A 22,531-nucleotide genomic window follows, 5' to 3' on the forward strand; every position below is an offset into this window, starting at 1 on the left:
ACTAAGTTTTGATTTAAAACATATAGGAATCAGGAATATGATTCCTTCATTTTGACTCTACCATCTGCCTTTTTCTATCTTGCATTGCAAAAAAGCGAAATGCATGTAAGGAATAGTTCGCCAATCGAACTATTGCTGTATCAATGGTTACGACGATTGGTTGAACACAACGAGCTTCGTTTCGAGCATATCTTCGAGTGCATATTTGACTCCTTCGCGACCAATACCGCTCTGTTTCACTCCGCCATATGGCATTTGATCCACGCGGAAGGAAGGAATATCGTTTACAATTACGCCGCCTACTTCCAGCTGACGAATCGCACGGAAGGCAGTAGCCAATCTCGACGTATAGATACCTGCCTGTAGTCCATAATCCGAATGATTAACGGCAGCTACTGCTTCATCCATATCTTTGACTACATTAATCATTACAACCGGGGCAAAAGCTTCACGGCAGGCAATGCGTGCTTTTGGATCGACATTCAATAATACGGTCGGTAGCAGCAAGCCGTCTTGTAACTCATTCCCGCAAGCGACTTTGGCTCCCTGCTCAATCGCTTCTCCGATCCATTCCAATGCACGCTTCTGTTCCTTCGGTGCGATCATTGCAGCTACATCGGTATCTTCAGACAGCGGATCGCCCAATTTTAGCTTGCCAGTCGCTTCGACAAACTTTTGTACAAACGTATCAAAGATCTCTTCGTGCACATAAATACGCTGAACGGAAATACAGACTTGTCCCTGATTGCCGAATGCTCCAGAGACCGCACGTTCAATCATGCCATCGATATTCGTATCTCGGTCAATAATCAGCCCGGAGTTCGAACCTAGCTCCAGCGTCACCTTTTTCAACCCGGAGCGAGAGCGGATCGAAATTCCAACACCTGGACTACCGGTAAACGATAACGCTTTGACCCGATCATCGGTTACGATGACATCGCCAACCGTCTTGCCGTCACCAGTTACTACATTTAATGCGCCAGCAGGCAATCCTGCTTCTTCTAATAACTGTGCTAACAATAGAGACGAGAGCGGTGTCTGCTCCGCTGGTTTCAACACGACCGTGTTGCCTGCTGCGAGTGCTGGTCCTACTTTGTGAGCAACCAGATTCATCGGAAAGTTAAATGGCGTAATGGCTCCGACTACACCGACAGGTTCTTTGATCGTATAGGCGATTTTGCCTTCGCCTGTTGCAGCGGCATCCAAAGGTACCGTTTCACCATGAATACGCTTTGCTTCTTCGGCGGAGAATTTGTACGTTTCAATCGTACGAGCCACTTCGCCACGCGCTGCTTTTAACGGCTTGGAGCCTTCGAGCGCAATGAGTCTTGCTGCTTCCTCGCTTCGCTCTTGTAGCAAATGTGCCAATTGTTCCAAAATGGCTGCCCGTTTGTGAGCGGGCAAATCCCGCATAATAGGAGCTGCTTGCGCAGCCGCAGCAATCGCTTGACGTGTCTCATCCTCACTCGCTTCGGCTACCTCTGCAATCTGCGCTCCATTATATGGAGAGTATAACGGCTCATACGATGCCGCCTCCTGCCATTTCCCATCAATATATAGATGCTTTTTCGCAATCTCGTTTAATGTATCAGTCATGATTATTCATCCTTTCTGCTTTGCTTTAAAGTACCCTACCGTTATTTTAAACGAACCAATGGTAGCCTAATCGAATACAGCCGAAATGTCTAATTTTGTTCATAATCAGTCTACTTAATTCGATTAATTTCGACAAAATAAGATATATTTCCTATTTTTAACATCATGGTCCTAGGACTATAATTAATTTACTTAGTCCTACCGACATATAATACAGAGATTAGAAATGATTATATTTACTGGGCTAAAGACATAGATAATAAGGGGTTACATCATTGTAGTCTTTCTTTTATAAACATGAGATGCCAATGACGGCAAATCGGGAACGATTTCACAACCAGATTCTACCATACTTATATTCGACAAAAACCAGCATTTCCGCTACACCATTTACCAATCGCAGCTACTTTAATCAGATGGAGTGATTTACATGCGCAATTTAACTGTACAAACGAAAATCTTGACCCTGCTCGCTGTCACAATCTTGTTTATGGCTGTTATCGGCTATGGTAGTTATAACGCTACCGTCCAGATCGCTGATAAAGCAAATGATATGTACCATAAAAATATGCTCGCCAGTGAAGATGTCAGCCAGATCATTATCGACAACCGTACGATCGAAGCAGCATTACTAGAAATGATGATTACGACCAAAGCTGAGCGCAATACCGAACTGACAAGCACAATCAATGAACGCAATGACATGAATAAGACTTTATATGAAGAAATGAAATCTCTCGTTATTGGAGAACAGGCATCCAAACTGTACAACGAGTATTTGAATAATCTTGATACGTATCAAACCTTGCTGCAACAAGTACAGACAATGGCAACAAACAATCAGAATGCAGCCGCTTATACATTATTCAACACCCAGGTAGAACCATTACGTCAAACGATGAATACAACGGTTCGCAGCCTCAATGCTATCTTGAGCAGCGAAGCCAAAACAGCCAACACTGAAATTGAGCAAGTCACTAGCAATTCTCGTATGATCATGATCATCCTGATCGTTGCTGCTATCGCCTTGTCTCTAACTATCGGTCTACTGATTAGCCGTATGGTTACCCGTCCACTTCGCAATCTGAGTCAGCTGATGAGTCGTGCTGGTGCAGGCGATCTGACAGTGACTGGCGATTATCGTTCCCGTGATGAGATTGGTCAAGTAACTGGTTCATTTAATGAAATGATCACGAATATGCGCGACATTATCCGCAAAGTCGATGAAAGTGCTCTGACTCTATCTGCTTCGTCAGAGCAATTGACAGCAAGTGCCGAACAGACCGCTCAGGCGTCCGAACACATTACGATCGCTACGAGCGAATTGTCGACCGGTGTAGAAACACAAGTAGAATCGGTCAACCAGGTGAACAATTCCGTCAACTCTATGTATGAGAAAATGGGCATTGTTGCTTCCAACAGCCAACAAGTGGCGGCACTAACGGATGAAATGAAATCGGCGGCACAACATGGTCAGGATCAAGTCAAAGATATCAGCCGTCTGATCGAAACACTGGCGATTGATATGGAGCGCAACTTGCAGGTGATGCAGCAATTGTCTACTACTTCCGATCGTATCGGTCTGGCATCGTCCGCTATTCAGAATATCGCCAAACAAACGAATCTGCTTGCACTGAATGCTTCCATTGAAGCTGCCCGTGCCGGTGAAGCTGGTCGTGGATTCGCCGTTGTTGCCGAAGAGATTCGCAAACTCGCTTCCGGTGCTGCCGATTCTTCTCGTGAAATCTCCGATATGGTGCAAATGATGCAAGATAGCAGCAAAGCTGCTGTGGAACAAGTCAGCCAATCTTCCGCCAGCATTCAAGAAAGTGTGAAGAGCAGTCAAAATGTCAGCACCGCATTCGAAGCAATTCGCCAATCCGTTGACAATACAGCGGATCGCATCCTTGCTTCCGGCAGCATCATTCAGGAAGTTGCTCAGCAATCTGAGAAGATCGCTGAAGCAATGGAAAATGTCAGTGCGATCATGGAACAATCTTCCGCTAGCCTGCAACAAACCGGTGCAGCCAGTGAAGAACAACTTTCTACAATGGAAGAAGTTTCGGGTTCTGCCCGTTACCTGTCCGAACTAGCTGAGAATCTGCAACAAGTGATGACGCGCTTTACGATCTAATTACGATTGTACGGTCACGCCAAAATCACATGGATACAATCATTTGATATACAGAGAACAAATGACAAATCGTAACAATATGACGTAGCAAAAGGGGATTATATCGATATGAAAAACTTGCGTGTCCGTACCAAAATCGTTATTTTAATCATTGTCAATTTACTGTTGCTGACAGCTATCAGCTTGAATGGTACAAGTGCCAGCTCCAAAATGTCTACCATTGCCAACGATATGTATGAAACAAATATCAAAGCGATTACGGCAATAGATCAGCTCGTCATTAATTATAGTACGAATGCAACGCGAGTATTGCGACTGATGAATACTACCGATACCAGTACTCAGCAATCATTGATTGAAGAAGTAAATACAACATCAGCCAATACAAAACAACAATATGAAATTCTGGGACAATTGAAACTTAGTACAGCCAATCAACAAATCTCTGCTCAACTGGTTGCAGCTGCTCAAGCACAATCTGTAGTACGTCAAAAAGTATTAGACGCCATTACAGCGGGGAATCAAGCAGAAGCTCAAGCAGATTATGCTGATCTGGATGTAACGCGTAATACATTGAATCAATACCTGAACCAAATGCGCGACAATATTCTGAACGAAGCTAACGAAAGCAAAGTTGTTGCTGATACTACGTATAATGCTTCCAAAGGATTAACAATTATCGTTTTTGTAGTCGGTATAATCGTCTCTCTGCTAATGGGTATCTGGATTACTGTTATGATTTCTAGACCACTGCGCCAAGTACAAAACTTGATGAATCAAGCAGCAGAGGGTAACCTAACCGTTACTGCCAGCTACACAGCACGCGACGAGATCGGACAAGTCGCAACTGCGTTCAATAAGCTGATCGATAGTATGCGTAAAATTATAAAAAGTGTGGACGAGAGTGCGATGACGTTGTCTGCTTCATCCGAACAATTAACTGCTAGTGCAGAACAAACCGCTCAGGCATCCTCTCATATCGCTGTATCTTCCGGTGAATTGTCCACCGGCTTCACATCACAGACTCAGACTGTCATTCAGGTCACAGATTCGGTTAATCATATGGCGACCCAGATGGAACAAGTCGCCCATACGAGTAAAGAAATTGACGAATTGACCGGTAATATGAAACAAACAGCAGAACAAGGATTGGGCGAAGTAAACGAGATTACCGATCGCATCCAGCGCCTGTCTACCGATATTCACTCTACGTTGAATGTACTAACTAGCCTGAACACCAAGTCCGAACAGATCGGTTATGCTTCTTCCGCTATTCAACAAATTGCCAAACAAACAAATCTACTCGCGCTCAATGCTTCTATCGAAGCTGCGCGTGCGGGCGAAGCAGGACGCGGCTTTGCCGTCGTTGCCGAGGAAATCCGCAAGCTTGCAGAAAGTGCTGCCGAGTCCTCTACAATGATTACTGGACTTGTCAGCGACGTACAGCAGGAAAGTCAGAGTGCAGTCGAACAAGCTCAGGAATCAGTAAGCAGCGTACAGGCAAGTGTCGACGGCAGCCGCCGGGTTACAGTCGCTTTTGAGGCAATTCAACAATCCGTTGGCACTGCTGTGCAAAAGATCGACACGACCAGTTCCTTGATCGGCAATGCAAATCAACGTTCCCAACAAATCGCTGAAGCGATGGAACATCTGAGTGCTCTTTCCCAACAAGGCTCTGCTGGCATCGATGAAATGAATGCTGCCAGTGAAGAACAATTATCCACGATGGAAGATGTCGCTTCCTCCGCTCGTCACTTATCTGCACTGGCGGAAGAATTGCAACAATTAATCTCGTTCTGCAAATTATAATTCGCGACAAGCACAGACTCGTATCAATTAGCATCACATATGAACATCGCACTGATATTCGCCTGTACAGGGGTATACGGGCTTGATCATATATCGCAATATCTTCTATAAAACAAACTCCGGCATCTTCGTGAACATGTGATCTTCACGAGGATGCCGGAGTTTTTGTGTTACTTCATATATGTTGTGTTACTTCATATATTTGGAGAACAGATCGCCTGCTTTTTTGGCGAGTTCTTCGAGGTTGAGTGTACTGTTGACGACGCCGATCCGGGCGTACCAATTTTTCACTGTATCGAGCACCCAAGATGGGATACTTTTACCAGCGATGCGATCATAAAGCTGATCATAAGCCCACACCAGATGATCCCAGCGCTTATCATCGCCTTCTTTGACATATTCGGAGACGTCGATTACTTTGGCACGTCCATTTTGCATAATTACATTTTTGAGATGGATATCGCGTGGATTCATACCGACGCCGCGTACATATTTGCGTGCAGCTTCCACATCGGTGATGACTTGACGCGGCACTTCAATGCCTTGTAATAAACAATCTTGCAGTGTCGGTCCAGCTTCATAACTGAGTACTAGATAATTGGCGTCACTGCCATAACATACAGGGAAGAACGGTGCTGACTTCAAGCGTTCGTACACAGACACTTCCACCGGAATTTTATCTATCGCTTGCGGCGTGAACACTTTGAAAGCATAACCAGGTGCTTGATCATATGTGAATACGGCTGCATCTGTACCAATTCCGATACAACGTACCCCTTCTGCGTATCCAGAAATGACGACCGGCTCATTATCTCCACTTCCGTTAACAGTAATTTGCTGTAAAGCATCTTCTGCGGTTTTCCAATCTTCGTTCCAATTCATCAAATATGCTCCTCTCTCCTGCACCAAGGCAATCGCAATCTTTATACATTACATTTGCATATCGGTTTTGCGGGAATAGTTTTCATCAGCGTTCACATCCTGTAATATAGATAGGACGGATCATTTCATTTCCATGCATGATCCCAGTTCACTCGTTGTGATCGCCCTATTTGCGGTGCATGACGATACACATACAGTTAGTCGAAACGGAGGAACTATTCATGTCAGATTTTCAGACAAACCTGGAACAATATGCCGAGCTTGCAGTCCGCGTCGGCGTTAACGTACAACCAGGACAAAAGTTCATCATCAATGCACCGCTGCACGCAGCTGAATTTGTGCGCCTGCTGACCAAAAAAGGTTACGAAGCCGGTGCTCTACTCGTAAAGGTTAACTGGTCGGATGATCAGATTACACGCCTACGTTATGAGCTGGCACCTGACGAATCGTTCGAGCTTGGACCGAAATGGTATGCTGCCGAGATGGAAGAACTGGCAGAAGAACAAGGTGCTGTACTGCACGTCGTATCTGACGATCCAGATCTGCTGAAAGGTATCGATTCCAAGCGTATCGCTACGTTCCAAAAAGCAGCTAGCAAAGTGCTGGTCAAATACCGCGAGTATGTGCAATCCGATAAAATGAGCTGGTCGATCGTAGCTGTACCTTCCAAAGCATGGGCAGCGAAAGTATTCCCGGATCAACCAGCTGAAGAACAGATCAACCATATGTGGGATTACATTTTCAAAGCCGTTCGTGTAGGTGAGGGCGATACGATCTCTGCATGGCAAGAGCATGTCAAATTGCTGAACGAGAAATCCAAATATCTGAACGACAAAGCATACAAGCAACTCCATTATGTGGCACCGGGCACGGATCTGACGATCGGTTTGCCAGAAGGTCATATCTGGGCAGCTGCTGACAGCGTGAGCGAACGCGGCGACTCCTTTATCGCCAACATGCCAACAGAGGAAGTGTTCACGGCTCCGCTCAAGTCTGATGTAAACGGGTATGTGAGCAGCACCAAGCCGCTTAGCTATGGTGGTACGATCATCGACAACTTCAAATTGACGTTCAAAGACGGTCGCATCGTTGGTGTGGAAGCCGAAAAAGGTCAAGAAACATTAGAACATCTGGTGGAAATGGACGAAGGCGCGCATTACCTGGGCGAAGTTGCTCTTGTACCGCACCGTTCTCCAATCTCCGAATCGAATATTCTCTATTATAATACCCTGTTTGATGAGAATGCTTCCAACCATCTGGCAATCGGTAGCGCGTATGCGTTCAATTTGCAAGGCGGTAAACAAATGTCCCGTGATGAGCTGACAGAACGCGGTCTGAACAACAGTCTGGTACACGTCGACTTTATGATCGGTTCTGGAGAGATGGACATTTACGGTATTACCGAAGATGGTAAGGAAGAACCTGTCTTCAAACAAGGCGGCTGGGCATTTTAATGCAAGAATGATGGTTGAAGTAGCATCATTCTAACATACTACAAGATGCTTTATTATTATCCGATTCGTAGGCAAGTTAAACAGCAACAGAGCATGAACAGACACCGAGCATACATTGTCGGTGTCTATTTACTGTTCATTATTCACAAGCGAATGACATCAGCTTACTAAATGACCATAGCTTTTCCATGAATACTATCCATTCATTTCATTGATGTTCCTTGATCGCATTGTCATTTGCAATATGTGGCAGATCATTTACAATCATATGATAGAATATGAATGATCATAGCTTTTATATGAATATGATTATTTTATGTATGAAATACAAGTTATATACGGGTATAAGGAGGAATCTATCATGTCACCACGAATCGGCTTAACTCTCGACCTGATCGTCAAAACCGCTACCGAAATTGCGGATGAACACGGTATACAGTACATTACGCTTGCCGTCGTTGCAAAAAAGTTAAATGTACGATCCCCTTCTCTATACAATCATGTGGATGGCTTGCCCGGATTACGCCGCGCTATGGCACTTAAAGGGCTGGAACAGCTACGGGAAATGACGATGCAGGCAGCTGTCGGACGCTCTCGCGATACCGCTATCCGCGAAGTAGCACGAGCATATTTGCAATTTGTACGCACGCAACCTGGACTGTACGAAGCAACCTTTTACCAGCCAGAGCAGGATGATGAGCCATTGCATAATGTCTCCAATCAACTGCTGGAGCTATGGTTCCAAATCTTGCGGGAATTTGAATTAACCGACGATGGACTGGTTCATGCTGCACGTGGTTTGCGTAGTGTATTACACGGATTTAGTTCATTGGAGCGCAATCAAGGTTTCGGTCTAAATGTAGATGTCGATACTAGCTTTGAGATGATCATAACTGCTTATTTACATGGATTACAACAACTAAAAACTAATAATATTAGTAAAAATTAAATAAATATGTTGATATAACTAATAGTATTAGTTATGATGAAATTGGAGGTGATACGTATGAAAATAAACAGTAATGGACATTTACATCAGCTTGTTTATTTCCCCGGTATATTCCCTGTCAATTGTTATCTCATTGAGGAAAACGAAAGCTTAACATTGATTGATGCTGGCTTGCCTACTAGCTACAAAGGCATTCAACAAGCTGAAGCACAGCTGGGTAAACCGCTAACCCGAATCGTACTCACTCACGTACATAGTGACCATATCGGTTCACTTGATAAACTGGTAGAGCTGTATCCGGGGATTGAAGTGTATGTATCTCGACGCGATGCTCGTCTGATGAATGGTGATATGTCTTTGGATGCTCATGAAGCACAGACACCGATCAAAGGCGGTGTGCCGAAACATCTGAAAACTCGCCCCACTCAGCTTCTGGATGAAGGGGATACTGTCGGTTCATTGCAAGTGATAGAAGTGCCTGGTCATACGCCCGGTTCCATCGCATTACTAGATACACGAAATCGATTTGTCATTGCAGGCGATGCTTTTCAAACTCGTGGCGGCATAGCAGTAGCTGGCGATCTACGTTTCATCTTCCCTTTTCCAGCACTCGCTACATGGTCCAAAGCCGATGCGTTGCAAAGTGCGCAAAAGCTGCTTCAACTGCAACCTGCACTACTCGCAATCGGTCATGGTGATATGATTCAACAGCCTGCACAGCAGATGCAACGCGCGATCCAGCAAGCAGCATCTCGCTGGAACATCGTACTCTCTCTTTTGTGATTGGATATTTTGTTTGGTCAATATATTCTTTTACTCTCGTTGCTGTAAATATATTTGTAAATTGTAAAACTGGCATCTGGCTTATCTATCGCTTATAAACAGCAAAAAGCCTGCATCGGACATCTTCATTCCGATACAGGCTTCATTTTTGTGCATTGTCATGTAAGATATTAGCCTCATGCTAACAATCCTACTACTTGCTGCTCAAGATTATGGCTTCAGGATGACCTTGATGCAATCTTCTTTTTTATCATTGAAAATATCATATCCGTGCTCAGCATCACTTAGCGAAACTTTGTGTGTAATGATGTCAGTCGCATCAATGGTACCATCCGTGATCTGCTTAAACAGCTCTGGCATGTAATGTACGACTGGTGCCTGTCCCATCGCCAGCTTCACATTACGTTCAAACAGATGACCAAATGGGAAATTGTTATATGTTTCCCCATATACGCCCGTCACTTGAATCGTACCGAATTTGCGTACCACATTAGCAGCGATATTGAATGCGCTCAAGCTACCGCCTTGCAATTTGAGTGTAGTCTGAATCTTCTCACCTACACTCATTTCAGCATCCAATCCAACACAGTCAATAACAACGTCCGCGCCACCACTTGTGATTTCTAATAAATGTTGATCCACCTCGTCCACTTCTTTGAAGTTGATCACTTCTACATTATTGGTACGCTTCGCATGAGCGAGTCGGTATGGCAGATGATCGACAGCGATGACGCGCTTGGCACCTTTTTGCCACGCAAACTTCTGAGCCAGCAACCCAACCGGTCCGCAGCCGAGAATGATAACGGTATCGCCGGATTTTACTCCGCCGCTCTCTACGCTCCAATATGCTGTTGGCATAATATCAGATAAGAATAGTACTTGTTCATCCGTGACTTCGGCCGATTCGGGTACGACGAATGGCAGGAAGTTAGCATATGGCACACGCATTAGCTCTGCCTGACCGCCTGGATAACCACCGTAAATATCGAAACCGAAGTAAGCGCCTGTATTTTTTTGTTCCATCTCATTGGAATTATCGCATTGACTTTCCATTTGATTTTTACAGAAGAAACACTCACCACATGAGACGTTAAATGGAATAACGACACGATCGCCTTTTTTCACACGGGTGACACCTGGACCAACCTCTTCTACGATCCCCATCGGCTCATGACCGATCACATAATCATCATGCACGACAGGCATAGCACCATTATAAATATGAAGGTCGGAACCACAGATTGCCGTAGATGTAATACGAACGACAATATCATCCGGCTTCTGAATTTTAGCGTCCTCTACCTCTTTTACTTTTACATTTTGCTTGCCTTGATAAGTAAGTGCTTTCATCATTATTCCCCTTTTCCGGTAATTTGAATGTGTGTACTTGCTAGTCTTCCGAAATGAAACAAACAATGGTGAAATACAGTAGCATATGAATCGTATTCATGTACTTTTAAGTAAAAGGTAAAAGCTAATCTTTGTTGTATTAACCAACCTATTCCAATTATTAACCGTTCATATACAAACAGTAGATGTTACGATTAAGTTGATTATTATTTCATTTGTATTTGTTATTTGTAATAGAAGGCTTTTGCAAGAGTAGAAGTCTGTGCACATCCAAACTAAAGATGAGCAATACAAGAAGATTGATTTTCCGTTTCCTAGGGTAATTGAGGTAGAACGGGTTTGTTGCTGTTCATCCGGAACACAATCAACTCATGCAGCTAATGACCGAAGGGAGATCATAATGATGAAACATTTAACAGATGCTCAAATAGAGGAATTAAAAAATAGCTTGCTAGAGGAAAAAAGTGAGCTAGAACGTCACTTCAACACAGAGGATCAAACTGCTGATGGTCAACCAGAATCCGAACGCGATTCTACGGGCGAATTGTCCGCGGTTGATAACCACCCTGCTGATCTCGGTACAGAGACATTTGAACGTGGACGCGATCTGGCGATCGACGATCAGATGAGTGAGACACTGGAACAGGTGAATGCTGCCTTGCAACGTATTGAAGAAGGCACGTATGGCGTCAGTGAAGTAAGCGGTAAAGAAATTCCATTTGAACGTCTGCAAGCACTACCATTTACAACATATCTAGTCGACGAGAGTCCACAACAAAATCAAGTGAATGACTATCGACCGGTTGAAGAAGACCTGATTACACCAGCTGCCAAAGGCTCTGGCGAGAATCGTCAGCATAACACCGGACGCTTCGACGATGCAGGTGCTTGGCAGGCAGTTGAGGATTACGGCGTTGCCGACTCCCCTGCTATGAGTGCTCAACGCGAAGTTCATGATTATAATGAGCTTGCTGAAGGTAGCGGCGATAATGAGAATTTCACCGAAAGCATCGAAACGTTTGCTGCTAACGATATTGATGGCGATAACCGTCATGTAGAACAGGGCAATGCGGTAAAAGCATACGAAGATCGTGGCGAAGGCGATACTGAGCTGCAAATTGACGAGGAAGATCAAGAGGTCGATGCTGAAGTGAAAGAAGCAGATCGTCGTCGTTAATTGTTTAACGAATATATGATCATCAACAAGTATCAGCGATAGTATCACTGCTATCTATTTGATACAAAAGAGGAATGAATCGCATTATGCGCATTCATTCCTCTTTTGCTTATGTCCATCATATAATAATAGACAATAAAAAAGGAACGGGATTACTCCTCGTTCCTCTTTTACATGCATATGCTAAATGATTGAAAACTTCTTACGTTCAAGCTCCCGCTTGCGTTGTATTGACCGCGAATTGCGTAATCACTAGCTTGATTCGCGAAATACGTTTGTTCTCCGTCTCTTCTACCACTAACAAATGCCCGTCATGTGCCACGCTCTGTCCTATTTGCGGTGGCAGTGATTCGACTCGCGAATACAGCCAACCGCCGATCGTATCATATTCGGAAACATCCAGATCCAGCGAGAAGCGGGTATTAAACTCCTCAATCAGCATCAGGCCGTCGATGGAATACATCATTTCGTTAATCGGCTCCACGACAGGACGTTCATGATCAAACTCGTCCTGAATTTCACCAACGATCTCTTCCATTATATCTTCCAATGTTACTAGACCGGCTGTACCTCCGTATTCATCGATCAATATGGCGATCTGTGTCTTGCCGCGTTGCATTAATTTCATCAGTTCGCTAATCTTGATCGACTCGGGTACAGCAATAACCGGACGAATCAGTTTGACCGAGTCTGTAATCTGATAACGCATCAGATCCTTAATATGCAAGAAACCGACAATATGGTCTTTGTCGCCATCGCATACTGGATAACGGGTACGCATGCCATCTAAGGCAATCTGCAAATTCTCCTCACGGGACGCATGCAGACTCAGACAGATCATTTCGGTACGTGGAATCATAATCTCATGGGCGGTTGTATCGGCAAATTCGAATATATTATCAACCAGCGCCAGTTCGGTATTATCGATCAGCCCGCTCTTGTTGCTTTCTTTCATGAGTATGCGTATCTCTTCTTCGGTGTGGGCGGATTCATGTTCAGATGCCGGAGCGATTCCGAACAATTTTAGCAATGCGTTTGCCATACCATTCAACATCCAGATAAAAGGATACATGATTTTGTGAAACAGCATCATCGGTGCAGCTGTCCACAAAGTTACGCTTTCCGCTTTGCGGATTGCGAGTGATTTGGGTGCCAATTCGCCAAGTACAATATGCAGAACCGTAATAACCGCAAAGGCAATTACAATCGATACACTGTGTACGGCAACTTCGTTATTCCAGCCAATCGCTGCGAATATCGGACGGATCAGTTCGGCGATTGCCGGTTCACCAATCCAGCCAAGCCCTAGTGAAGCCAGTGTAATTCCCAGCTGACATGCTGAGAGATAGGCATCCAAGTTATTAACGATGGACTGCGCAAAACGCGCTCGTTTATTTCCTTCATCGACAAGTGTTTCCAGTCGACTACTGCGAATTTTGACCATTGCAAATTCCGCTGCTACAAAAAAACCATTCAATAGTACTAGTGCCAACACCAGCAAAAGATTCAACAAACTGGGTAAGGGGTCAGTCAAGTGTTATTCCCGCGCTGCGTTCCTCTCTTCGGAATACAACCAGCGACGGGTTCACCTCCTTCGGAACTTAAATTTTTGGATAAGACGACGTTGTACAGTCAGCATCAATTCCCCAATGCATTCACCTCTTTCGTATATGTAAGTGCAATAAGATATTTTGCTAAAGCAAACATCATTTTTCATCAAACTCCGTGTTTGACATTCGCAAACACTATAAGTATAGACGTTGCCTGATTATATTATAGACCGAAAATGAAAACAGTCAAACATCCCTCCGTCCTATTTTGCCGTTACGAAGGATACATAATTTTTACATTCATGCCTATTGTCGTTAACATGCACTCTTTATACTTTAGCAGGTGAACAGGAATGATGAACTGCTCTTATGCGCGGGCATAATGAAAATAGACATGAAAGTGAGGATGATCATTTTGGACAAATCTACCGCTGTTCCCGTCAAACGCAATTTCAAGCGAAGCCTAGTCAAAAGCCGCTCTACGCTGCGTCTGCCCCGGCGCGCTGGACGCTGGCAGGAATATTCATTGGCAGGGCTGTTTCTTGCTCCATCGCTAGTACTGTTTAGTATTTTCCTGTTCTATCCGCTGCTTAAATCGGTGTATCTGAGTGTACACTCCACAACGCCGCGCGGTGATGTGGCTAAGTACATTGGATTGCGCAATTTTGAGAAACTATTTGATTCTGGGCATTTTCTATCCAGTCTATGGGTGACATTTGAATTCATGTTATTCACGGTGCCTACTTCTATTCTGCTTGCTCTGATTCTGGCGGCAATCTGCCGGACGCATCTGCGCGGTAGCAAAATCTTCCGATTTCTGTTCTCGCTACCGATTGCGATATCGGTCGGAACTGGATCGGTCATCTGGATGATGCTGTTCCATCCGACACTCGGCATGCTGAATTATATCCTGCAATCGCTTGGCTTGCCCGCAGTACAATGGCTCACTAGCCCAGATTGGGCGCTGCTGTCCATCTCGCTCATGACGATCTGGATGAATGTCGGCTTTCTGTTCATTTTGCTGCTCGGCGGTATGGAAGGCGTGCCAGAAGACATTTATGAAAGTGCCAAAATGGACGGAGCTAGCCCAATCCGTACATTTATCCAGTTAACCTTGCCACTGATCTCGCCCACACTTTTCTTTGCCAGCGTGACGTCGATGATCGGTGCATTCCAGTCGTTCGGGCAGATTCATATACTAACCAAAGGGGGACCGATGAACAGTACGAATGTGCTTGTATACAATCTGTATCAGGACGCATTTGTGAATTTCCGGTTTGGCTCAGGTAGCGCGCAGGCGCTCGTCCTGTTCGTACTCATTCTGATTCTGACGATCATCCAGTTCACATTCGGAGAAAAGAAGGTGCATTACCAGTGAAACCCAATATTTTGCGTCAAGGTGCTGCGTATACCGTACTGCTGATCGCCGCGGTAATGATTCTGTTTCCGTTCTGGATCGCTCTGTCGAACGCATGGATGACTGAAGCCGAATCCGCTACATATCCGCCCAAACTCTTTCCGTCCCGTCTGCATCTGGACAACTTTGTTAATGTATGGAACACGATTCCGGTGGGACGCTTTATTCTGAACAGCTTTGTGACGAGCGGCGTCATTACGATTGGACAAATCATAACGTCGTGCATGGCTGCTTATGCGTTTGCTTTTCTACGTTTTCCCGGTCGTAAGGTGCTGTTCGCACTATTTATGGCGACGATGATGATTCCGTGGGAAGTGACGGTTATTCCGAATTATTTGACCGTTCGTAGCTGGGGCTGGCTGGACTCGTATCCAGGGCTAACAATTCCATTTCTAGCGAGCGCCTTTGGTACGTTTTTGATGCGGCAGTTTTTCCTGCAATTGCCTAAGGAACTGATGGAAGCAGCGCGGATCGATGGCTGCGGACATATCCGTATTTTTCTATCGATTGCAGTTCCGTTGTCGATGCCGGGACTTGCTACACTTGGCGTCTATTCGTTTCTGAGTAACTGGAATATGTATTTATGGCCGCTCTTGATCACGAATACCGAGAGCATGCGTACTGTGCAAATCGGAATTAGCATGCTGCAATTCGCCGAAGTGACCGCTTGGAATATGGTAATGGCAGGCATTGTAATGGTACTGCTACCTTCACTCGTATTGCTGGCGGTTGGATTGGGACGATTGGTTGGCGGATTAACTGCCGGCTCACTCAAAGGATAAAGCGTGCTGCATCTATTTCCTCATTCTGTTCTTACTTATTTGAATATAAAGGAGAATGTATACACATGAAACGCAAACCTATCTGGACCCGTACATGGGGTCTGCTAGCATTAAGTCTGTTCGTATTCCTTACAGCTTGCGGTGGCGGCGCTTCACAAGGATCAGAGCCTGCTTCGGCAGCAGATGGTAGTTCTTCGGAAGCTTCTACTGGTCCGGTCAAAGTCGTCTGGTGGCATTCGATGAGCGGTAAACTGGGAGAAACAGTCGACAATCTGGTCAAACAGTTCAATGAATCCCAATCCGACGTACAAGTCCAAGCCGTATATCAAGGGGAATATGATGAAGGGCTAAACAAATTCAAGACAGCAATGGGTTCTGGTAGCGGCCCAACGATGATGCAGACGTATGAAGTCGGCAGCCGTTTTATGATTGATTCGCAGGCGATTACGCCGATGCAGCAGTTCATCGATGCTGACAAATTCGATCTGTCCCAGCTGGAAGAGAATATTTTGGCGTATTATACCTTTGACAATAAGCTGTATTCGATGCCGTTTAACACATCCAATCCGATTCTGTATTACAACAAAGACGCGTTCAAAGCCGCTGGCTTAGACCCAGAACATCCACCGACAACGTATGCAGGGATCGAAGCTGCTGCTCAAAAGCTGAGCAAAGACGGGCAATCCGGTGGTGCGTTCCCGATCTATAGCTGGCTGATGGAACAATTGCTGGCGAATCAGGATGCCCAATTGCTGAACAACAATAACGGTCGCAGCGCACTTGCTACCGAATCACTTGTAAATTCTCAAGCAGCCGTCGATACACTGACATGGTGGAAAAAGCTCGTCGACGACAAAGTAATGATCAACCTCGGTCGCAAAACCGATGATACGAAAAAAGCATTCGCTGCTGGTCAGATTGCCATGACGATGGATAGTACCGCTTCTCTGCGCGGGATTGTAAACTCTGTAGGTGGAAAATTTGAAGTCGGCACAGCGCCGATTCCGAAGCCATCCGATGAGTACAAAGGTAAAGGTGGCGTGATTGTCGGTGGTGCCAGCCTCTGGATCATGAATGACAAATCCGAAGCTGAGCAGCAAGCAGCATGGAAATTCATTAAATTCCTGACTGAGCCTTCGACGCAAGCATACTGGCATGTAAACACCGGCTACTTCCCGATTACGAAAAAGGCATATGACGAAGAACTAGTCAAAGAAAATATGAAGAAATACCCGCAATTCGAGACTGCCGTTACACAATTGCACGATACGAAGATCGATCCAGCTACGCAAGGTGCGGTGATGGGCATCTTCCCTGAAGCGCGTCAACTGACAGAAACGGCGATGGAGGAAGCAATCAACGGCTCCAAAACGCCAAAAGAAGCACTGGACAATGCCGCTGCTCAAATTACACAGAAGTTGCAAGATTATAACGACTCGATTGCCCAATAATAGGCACAATAAAACGCCGATGCTTCGGATCAATTCCAAGCATCGGCGTTTGTATTGTATATGTGTTTCTATTATTTGTATATGTTGTGTAATGGATAAGCTGTGTTGGATTCGCTTACTGACCAGATAGGGAATAACGACTTGGTGCCGCCTGACCGGAAATACTCGTATAAGCAGACGTTGATTCGGTGAAAATAGCACTGTCCAACGCTGACAACGGCAATACTTCACGTTGACCGGAATTCATATGACGAACGATAAAATGATCTTCGCCTGTCGCTTCCAATCTGCCGCGATACACCTGATTGTTCACGCCATGTCCCGGAATCATATGAAACGTTCCGACCAGACCGACCTTCTCCTGCAACTGTTGCCGTGTGGACATATCATCCTTGCGCGGCATCGACTTCTGATCCGTTACGGACGACGCTGCACTTGCATGTGGCTGGGAAGCAGCCTCCCCAGGGTGCGTATACCTATGTTCGTTACGATACGAAACCGGACGATAAGGTTGGGTCAACATGATTGCATTCCTCCCGTAATTCAAAGTTGAGTATCACATCCTGTACATTACCCTTGCCGCTTACCACTGAATCGAAAAAATCCAAGCAGAATTTTACAGCTTTAGCACATGTTCCTGCCATCTGTAGTCTGTTGGATGTGAGTTGTTAGGTATAGTATGTAATGTTTGTATGAACGATAGTTTGAAAAAAGGGCATACACAGATTATACCAGACTTTACAGTGAATAGGTATGACAATCATTTCATTATTTACTATAGACATACTTTACGCGTACAGTATTGGTAATCAATCAGACAACCTGTATCTCTATGAGATACAGGTTGTCTGATTGATACATTTGATTATGCTTGATCGACTCCAGTCCATTCCACAGACAATGCCCACAAACGTTTCGCTTCGTCAGGATCAACAGCATACGATTGCACGCCAACGCGCGGACCGTCTTGCGGTGTGATCTCAGCGATTTCGCAATCTTCGCAGTAGACTCCACCTTTGCCCTCCAGTTGTGGCGATGTTGCTGCCCAAACTTGAGTTGCTGCTCCTTGTTCTGGTGACTTGAAAGCAGGATTCACCGCATTGCCTTCCTCATCCACCCATTTCAATTCTACCATTTCCTCACGGCTGAGATGACGCTGCAATGGGGTCAGAATACCACCCGGATGCACCGCAAAAGCACGTACACCCTGCTCTGCACCACGGCGATCCAGCTCCACCGCAAATAGTGAATTGGCTGTTTTCGATTGTCCATATGCTTCGAATTTGTGATAATTGCCTTCAAAATTCAGATTGTCCCAACGAATCGGTGAGAAATGGTGACCAGCGGACGATGTAACTACCACACGCGCACCGTCTCCTGCTGTCAGTAGCGGCCATAGCAAATGAATCAATGTAAAATGACCGAGATGGTTCGTTGCAAATTGTAATTCCCAACCCGGGCCGACCCGCGTCTCTGGGCTTGCCATTACACCGGCATTTAGAATCGCCAGATCGATGCTGCGCCCACTCTCCAGCAATGTGCTGGCGAATGCCCGCACACTGTCCAGATCCGACAAATCAAGTTCGCCCACTTCTACATGCTCAATATCACTCAATGCTTCTTTCGCTATATCTGGACGACGAGCAGGTACGATAACATGCGCTCCCGCATGAACAAGCGCAGTCGTCGTTTCCAGACCAAGACCGGAATATCCACCGGTGACAAGTGCCAGTTTGCCAGACAGATCAATGCCTTGCAGCACCTCGGTTGCTGTGCTTTGATGACCGAAACCTGAATGTATGTTATGTTGCGGTGTTCTGTGATAAACGTGTTCCATGATTACTCTCTCCTTTGCGATTGGCATTTCATCAATAGGATGATGATTCCACTTTACTAGCTAGAGTCTACTCTAGGTCAAGCCCGATTTTGCGATGAAACGGGAATGCTGTTATCGTCTGATTCCGATTGCTTATGTGTAGCCTGCTGTTGTAGATAGGATTCATAAACGTCTGCTTTGGATGTAATGACATCCAGACATTCATTCAATTCCTCCACCTGCCGCACAACGCGTTGCTGATGTTCTTTCAAAATCGCTAGTCGCTCATATTCATTACCCGAACCAGAACGTACTAGTTCAGCAAAGCGGCGAATCTCGGCAATCGGCATGCCTGACGAACGTAGCCGAGTACAGATGGCAAGCCATTTTACATCCGCTTCGCTATAGCGCCTACGTCCACCTTTATCACGATTAATACGCGTCGTTAGCAGCAAGCCTTCACGTTCATAAAAGCGCAGTGAATGTACACTCAAGCCGGATCGTTCCGATACCTGCCCGATGCTGAGCGTCTGGTATAAACTATTTTCCTGAGGATTCGTATTCATCTTATTCCCTCCTTCAACTATTGCTGTTTCTGTATCGCGAAGATCAATCTACATATGCACAATTGTTCATAGTGATTATCTTATAACGAAGCCCATTCATCTGCCAACAAAGCATTTGACACTCCTATATGAACATGCTAGTATTTTTATACCAAGTATGTTTGTCGGATTAGTTAGTGCTGTTATCTATTACTTATTAACAATCTCTATGTATTGTCGATGTAACTTATACTTTTCATCATATTGTTGATGTCACGCATATTTTTCATTATGTATATTGTCATCTAATGCCTAAATATAAAGGAGTTCTCCTTATGTCTACTGATTCTATCTATCGCGAAAATGTTGAATTTGGCTGGTTCATGCCTACTATGGGAGATGGCACCAGTCTTGGTCGCGAATCTGAGCGTAAGCCTACACTAGATTATCTGACTTCAGTTGCACGCACTGCTGAGCAATCCGGGTTTGAATTTGTATTGATTCCGACTGGTGGTGCATGTATCGATTCGTGGGTAGTCGGTTCTGCGATTATTGGCGCGACGACAACATTGAAGCCACTCGTTGCAGTTAGACCGGGTTTGATTGCACCCGTGTTAACAGCTCGCATGGCAGCTGCGCTGGATACATTGTCTGAAGGACGTGCACGTATTAATATCGTAACTGGCAGCTCACCAGACGATCTGGAAGAACTGGGCGATCCACTTGCTAGAGCACATGATGAGAAATACGACCGTACTCGCGAATACCTTGATGTTATCAAAGGGGTATGGGAACAGGCAGCCGGTCTATCTTCTACCGAATTCGGTGCAAGTGCAGATGCATCGGTCAAAGACAACAAAGTGTATTTTAAAGGCAACTATTACGATATTAACGGTGGTACCAGCCGTCCAGCTACTGTGCAGAAGCCGGGTTTGCCGATCTATTTTGGCGGCAGCTCTCCCATGGCGAAAAGCGTAGGTGCAGAATACGCCGATGTGTTCCTCATGTGGTCGGAACCGCTGGAGATGATCAAGCAGCAGATTGAAGAACTGCAAGTCCAGCAGCACAAACTGGCTGAGCAGCATGGCAGTATCCGCCCGCTTCGTGTCGGTATGCGTGCTCAGGTGCTTGTACGTGATACCGAAGAAGAAGCGTGGGAAGCCGCACGCAATCTGATTAAGGATATTGATCCAGCAACAATCGAACGCGCCAAAGCTTCCTTTAGCAAAACCGGTGCAACCGGACAAAATCGTCAAAACCAGATTCGTGATGCAGCAGCGGCTAATGATTTTGTCGTTGGACCGAATCTGTGGGCAGGTCTGTCCAATGTACGCTCCGGCGGTGCGCTGATGTTCGTCGGTACACCAGATCAGGTATCAGATCGCTTACTGGAATATGCGGAAGCAGGTGTAACTTCATTTATCTTATCGAGCTATCCACATCTGGAAGAAGCCCAAATCTTCGGTGAAAGCACATTACCATTGTTCAAAGAAAAATGGAATCGCCGTCTCGTATCTTCCGTCTGATGATGAAATGATTCTCACCATACTCACGATTCTCTTATTCATAATAAGCATTGTCGCAATTTACTGCTTAATAATATACAACGTATACAATCAAAAGCCCGTTTGCATACATCCATGCAAACGGGCTTTTGCGATACAACTGAACACATTGAAATACATTTGTTATTTAGTACGGATTACCATCATAATCGTCAAAAGGATCGCGATTATGCGTCCATACTATGTTAATATCCTACTAGTCTACTAGCTTATTACTCACTGCTCTACTATCTCACTACTTCACTTGTTCATTTCTTCATTCGTTGCTATTTCACTGTCCCACTACTCGATATAAATCATCTTGCGAGTCATTCCGCCGTCAATCACCAGTTCTGCTCCGGTAATAAACGTATTGTCGTCTGAAGTCAGGAACAGACAGGCACTAGCGATGTCCGCCGGTTTGCCGACACGACGTGCTGGATGCTGCTCATGGTCTTCTTTTTTCAAAGCGGCATAATCTCCATTCTCAATCCAGCCGGGACTAATACAATTGACGCGGATATGATCTTCTCCGAGCGAGATAGCGAGCGCATGTGTCAGCGCCGTGATGCCTCCCTTGGATGCCGCATACGCTTCTGAATTAGGCTCAGACATATGTGCACGAGTGGAGGAGATGTTAACGATACTACCGCCTTCATTCGTCTTCATCACTCTGGCTGCTTCACGGGAAACGAGAAAACAGGCGCGTACATTCGTATTCAGTACATCATCCCAATCCTCAATTGTCAGTTCATACGGCGACTTCCAGCGTCCGATACCCGCATTATTAATCACCACATCGATCTGACCGGTCGTATCTACCACTTCTCCGATCAATTGCTTGATCTGTTCTTCACTACGTACATCACAGGGTAGAAAATGCGCTTGCCCACCATTCTCACGGATGGCTGCCGCTGTTGCTGCACCTTCCGAATCTGGCATATCACTCAAAAAAACCGTTGCTCCCGCAGCAGCATAATGCTCTGCCACTGCACGTCCGATTCCTTGGGCAGCACCGGTTATCACTACAGTCTTGGATGTATATTGCATCATATCCCTCCATCAGTTTCGTATTTAGGCTGCATTGTATGCTATTCATACCTCTACAGCAATATTCAACGACTACAGGATAGACGAAACATCAGATATTGTATGGACATACAAATAAACCTCCACACGTCCTCTTTCGGAGTGTGGAGGTTTATGAATTGCCGGCGATCGTATCCGCTGCGCCGTGGTACGAATAGGTTAACGACAGCAAGGTGATATACTCACGGCGGTTATAGTACTGA

Annotated in this window: 18 protein-coding genes; 10 read left to right on the top strand and 8 right to left on the bottom strand. The window is 45.4% G+C overall.

Going from position 1 to position 22,531, the window contains the following annotated elements:
- Positions 1-147: 147 nt before the first annotated feature.
- On the bottom strand, positions 148-1,596 hold the full coding sequence (locus ACE3MZ_RS12295) for an aldehyde dehydrogenase family protein (RefSeq protein ID WP_411342462.1): 1,449 nt from the start codon (positions 1,594-1,596) through the stop codon (positions 148-150).
- Positions 1,597-2,026: 430 nt separating this feature from the next.
- On the opposite strand from ACE3MZ_RS12295, the gene ACE3MZ_RS12300 reads away from it, so the two are divergent.
- Together ACE3MZ_RS12300 and ACE3MZ_RS12305 are read left to right on the top strand one after the other, a co-directional pair.
- The gene (locus ACE3MZ_RS12300; RefSeq protein ID WP_411342463.1) at positions 2,027-3,730 is read left to right on the top strand and encodes a methyl-accepting chemotaxis protein; all 1,704 of its coding nucleotides are present in this window, start codon (positions 2,027-2,029) and stop codon (positions 3,728-3,730) included.
- Between the two features lie 108 nt (positions 3,731-3,838).
- On the top strand, positions 3,839-5,539 hold the full coding sequence (locus ACE3MZ_RS12305; RefSeq protein WP_411342464.1) for a methyl-accepting chemotaxis protein: 1,701 nt from the start codon (positions 3,839-3,841) through the stop codon (positions 5,537-5,539).
- Positions 5,540-5,728: 189 nt separating this feature from the next.
- On the opposite strand, the gene ACE3MZ_RS12310 is transcribed toward ACE3MZ_RS12305, so the two are convergent.
- Positions 5,729-6,421, bottom strand: coding sequence for a serine/threonine protein kinase (locus ACE3MZ_RS12310; RefSeq protein ID WP_411342465.1), 693 nt, complete (start codon positions 6,419-6,421; stop codon positions 5,729-5,731).
- Positions 6,422-6,642: 221 nt separating this feature from the next.
- Here ACE3MZ_RS12310 and ACE3MZ_RS12315 point away from each other — a divergent pair, with 221 nt between their 5' ends.
- The 3 genes from ACE3MZ_RS12315 to ACE3MZ_RS12325 all read left to right on the top strand — a co-directional run bounded on the left by ACE3MZ_RS12315 (position 6,643) and on the right by ACE3MZ_RS12325 (position 9,607).
- On the top strand, positions 6,643-7,875 hold the full coding sequence (locus tag ACE3MZ_RS12315) for an aminopeptidase (protein ID WP_411342466.1): 1,233 nt from the start codon (positions 6,643-6,645) through the stop codon (positions 7,873-7,875).
- Between the two features lie 361 nt (positions 7,876-8,236).
- Entirely contained in the window at positions 8,237-8,824 is a 588-nt protein-coding gene (locus tag ACE3MZ_RS12320; RefSeq protein WP_411342467.1) for a TetR/AcrR family transcriptional regulator, read from the top strand.
- A 57-nt stretch (positions 8,825-8,881) separates the two neighbouring features.
- Positions 8,882-9,607, top strand: coding sequence for an MBL fold metallo-hydrolase (locus ACE3MZ_RS12325; protein WP_411342469.1), 726 nt, complete (start codon positions 8,882-8,884; stop codon positions 9,605-9,607).
- 210 nt (positions 9,608-9,817) lie between these two features.
- Here the strand turns inward: ACE3MZ_RS12325 and ACE3MZ_RS12330 are convergent, their stop codons facing one another.
- Positions 9,818-10,957 (bottom strand): zinc-dependent alcohol dehydrogenase, encoded by a 1,140-nt coding sequence (locus ACE3MZ_RS12330; protein ID WP_411346777.1) that lies wholly within the window; start codon positions 10,955-10,957, stop codon positions 9,818-9,820.
- Between the two features lie 400 nt (positions 10,958-11,357).
- Here ACE3MZ_RS12330 and ACE3MZ_RS12335 point away from each other — a divergent pair, with 400 nt between their 5' ends.
- Positions 11,358-12,134 carry a conjugal transfer protein TraR gene (locus ACE3MZ_RS12335; protein ID WP_411342470.1) on the top strand — a complete coding sequence of 259 codons (777 nt, stop codon included), beginning with the start codon at positions 11,358-11,360 and terminating at the stop codon, positions 12,132-12,134.
- A gap of 208 nt (positions 12,135-12,342) precedes the next feature.
- Here the strand turns inward: ACE3MZ_RS12335 and ACE3MZ_RS12340 are convergent, their stop codons facing one another.
- Entirely contained in the window at positions 12,343-13,668 is a 1,326-nt protein-coding gene (locus tag ACE3MZ_RS12340; RefSeq protein WP_411342471.1) for a hemolysin family protein, read from the bottom strand.
- 422 nt (positions 13,669-14,090) lie between these two features.
- On the opposite strand from ACE3MZ_RS12340, the gene ACE3MZ_RS12345 reads away from it, so the two are divergent.
- The 3 genes from ACE3MZ_RS12345 to ACE3MZ_RS12355 all read left to right on the top strand — a co-directional run bounded on the left by ACE3MZ_RS12345 (position 14,091) and on the right by ACE3MZ_RS12355 (position 17,334).
- Positions 14,091-15,062, top strand: coding sequence for a carbohydrate ABC transporter permease (locus ACE3MZ_RS12345; RefSeq protein ID WP_411346778.1), 972 nt, complete (start codon positions 14,091-14,093; stop codon positions 15,060-15,062).
- A 56-nt stretch (positions 15,063-15,118) separates the two neighbouring features.
- Complete coding sequence (locus ACE3MZ_RS12350) at positions 15,119-15,883, top strand: carbohydrate ABC transporter permease (protein ID WP_411346779.1); 765 nt, start codon at positions 15,119-15,121, stop codon at positions 15,881-15,883.
- 65 nt (positions 15,884-15,948) lie between these two features.
- Entirely contained in the window at positions 15,949-17,334 is a 1,386-nt protein-coding gene (locus tag ACE3MZ_RS12355) for an ABC transporter substrate-binding protein (protein ID WP_411342472.1), read from the top strand.
- A gap of 115 nt (positions 17,335-17,449) precedes the next feature.
- On the opposite strand, the gene ACE3MZ_RS12360 is transcribed toward ACE3MZ_RS12355, so the two are convergent.
- The 3 genes from ACE3MZ_RS12360 to ACE3MZ_RS12370 form a co-directional block, all read right to left on the bottom strand.
- On the bottom strand, positions 17,450-17,857 hold the full coding sequence (locus ACE3MZ_RS12360; protein WP_411342473.1) for a spore coat protein GerQ: 408 nt from the start codon (positions 17,855-17,857) through the stop codon (positions 17,450-17,452).
- A 342-nt stretch (positions 17,858-18,199) separates the two neighbouring features.
- Positions 18,200-19,171 carry an SDR family NAD(P)-dependent oxidoreductase gene (locus tag ACE3MZ_RS12365; protein WP_411342474.1) on the bottom strand — a complete coding sequence of 324 codons (972 nt, stop codon included), beginning with the start codon at positions 19,169-19,171 and terminating at the stop codon, positions 18,200-18,202.
- 77 nt (positions 19,172-19,248) lie between these two features.
- Positions 19,249-19,716, bottom strand: a complete 468-nt coding sequence (locus ACE3MZ_RS12370) for a MerR family transcriptional regulator (RefSeq protein WP_411342475.1) — start codon at positions 19,714-19,716, stop codon at positions 19,249-19,251.
- A 314-nt stretch (positions 19,717-20,030) separates the two neighbouring features.
- On the opposite strand from ACE3MZ_RS12370, the gene ACE3MZ_RS12375 reads away from it, so the two are divergent.
- Entirely contained in the window at positions 20,031-21,221 is a 1,191-nt protein-coding gene (locus ACE3MZ_RS12375) for an LLM class flavin-dependent oxidoreductase (RefSeq protein ID WP_411342476.1), read from the top strand.
- A gap of 321 nt (positions 21,222-21,542) precedes the next feature.
- Here ACE3MZ_RS12375 and ACE3MZ_RS12380 read toward each other — a convergent pair whose 3' ends face one another.
- Positions 21,543-22,289 carry an SDR family NAD(P)-dependent oxidoreductase gene (locus tag ACE3MZ_RS12380; RefSeq protein WP_411346780.1) on the bottom strand — a complete coding sequence of 249 codons (747 nt, stop codon included), beginning with the start codon at positions 22,287-22,289 and terminating at the stop codon, positions 21,543-21,545.
- Positions 22,290-22,531 lie beyond the last annotated feature (242 nt).

Origin of the sequence: Paenibacillus sp. WLX1005, assembly GCF_046603685.1 — a bacterium.
Taxonomy (GTDB): Bacteria; Bacillota; Bacilli; order Paenibacillales; family Paenibacillaceae; genus Saccharibacillus.

Coding starts and splice junctions, on each gene's coding strand:
- ACE3MZ_RS12315 (WP_411342466.1), top strand. CDS start 6,643: ATGTCAGATTTTCAGACAAACCTGGAACAATATGCCGAGCTTGCAGTC.
- ACE3MZ_RS12365 (WP_411342474.1), bottom strand. CDS start 19,171: ATGGAACACGTTTATCACAGAACACCGCAACATAACATACATTCAGGT.
- ACE3MZ_RS12370 (WP_411342475.1), bottom strand. CDS start 19,716: ATGAATACGAATCCTCAGGAAAATAGTTTATACCAGACGCTCAGCATC.
- ACE3MZ_RS12355 (WP_411342472.1), top strand. CDS start 15,949: ATGAAACGCAAACCTATCTGGACCCGTACATGGGGTCTGCTAGCATTA.
- ACE3MZ_RS12330 (WP_411346777.1), bottom strand. CDS start 10,957: ATGAAAGCACTTACTTATCAAGGCAAGCAAAATGTAAAAGTAAAAGAG.
- ACE3MZ_RS12325 (WP_411342469.1), top strand. CDS start 8,882: ATGAAAATAAACAGTAATGGACATTTACATCAGCTTGTTTATTTCCCC.
- ACE3MZ_RS12375 (WP_411342476.1), top strand. CDS start 20,031: ATGTCTACTGATTCTATCTATCGCGAAAATGTTGAATTTGGCTGGTTC.
- ACE3MZ_RS12350 (WP_411346779.1), top strand. CDS start 15,119: ATGATTCTGTTTCCGTTCTGGATCGCTCTGTCGAACGCATGGATGACT.
- ACE3MZ_RS12295 (WP_411342462.1), bottom strand. CDS start 1,596: ATGACTGATACATTAAACGAGATTGCGAAAAAGCATCTATATATTGAT.
- ACE3MZ_RS12335 (WP_411342470.1), top strand. CDS start 11,358: ATGATGAAACATTTAACAGATGCTCAAATAGAGGAATTAAAAAATAGC.
- ACE3MZ_RS12345 (WP_411346778.1), top strand. CDS start 14,091: ATGATCATTTTGGACAAATCTACCGCTGTTCCCGTCAAACGCAATTTC.
- ACE3MZ_RS12305 (WP_411342464.1), top strand. CDS start 3,839: ATGAAAAACTTGCGTGTCCGTACCAAAATCGTTATTTTAATCATTGTC.
- ACE3MZ_RS12310 (WP_411342465.1), bottom strand. CDS start 6,421: ATGAATTGGAACGAAGATTGGAAAACCGCAGAAGATGCTTTACAGCAA.
- ACE3MZ_RS12360 (WP_411342473.1), bottom strand. CDS start 17,857: ATGTTGACCCAACCTTATCGTCCGGTTTCGTATCGTAACGAACATAGG.
- ACE3MZ_RS12380 (WP_411346780.1), bottom strand. CDS start 22,289: ATGCAATATACATCCAAGACTGTAGTGATAACCGGTGCTGCCCAAGGA.
- ACE3MZ_RS12300 (WP_411342463.1), top strand. CDS start 2,027: ATGCGCAATTTAACTGTACAAACGAAAATCTTGACCCTGCTCGCTGTC.
- ACE3MZ_RS12320 (WP_411342467.1), top strand. CDS start 8,237: ATGTCACCACGAATCGGCTTAACTCTCGACCTGATCGTCAAAACCGCT.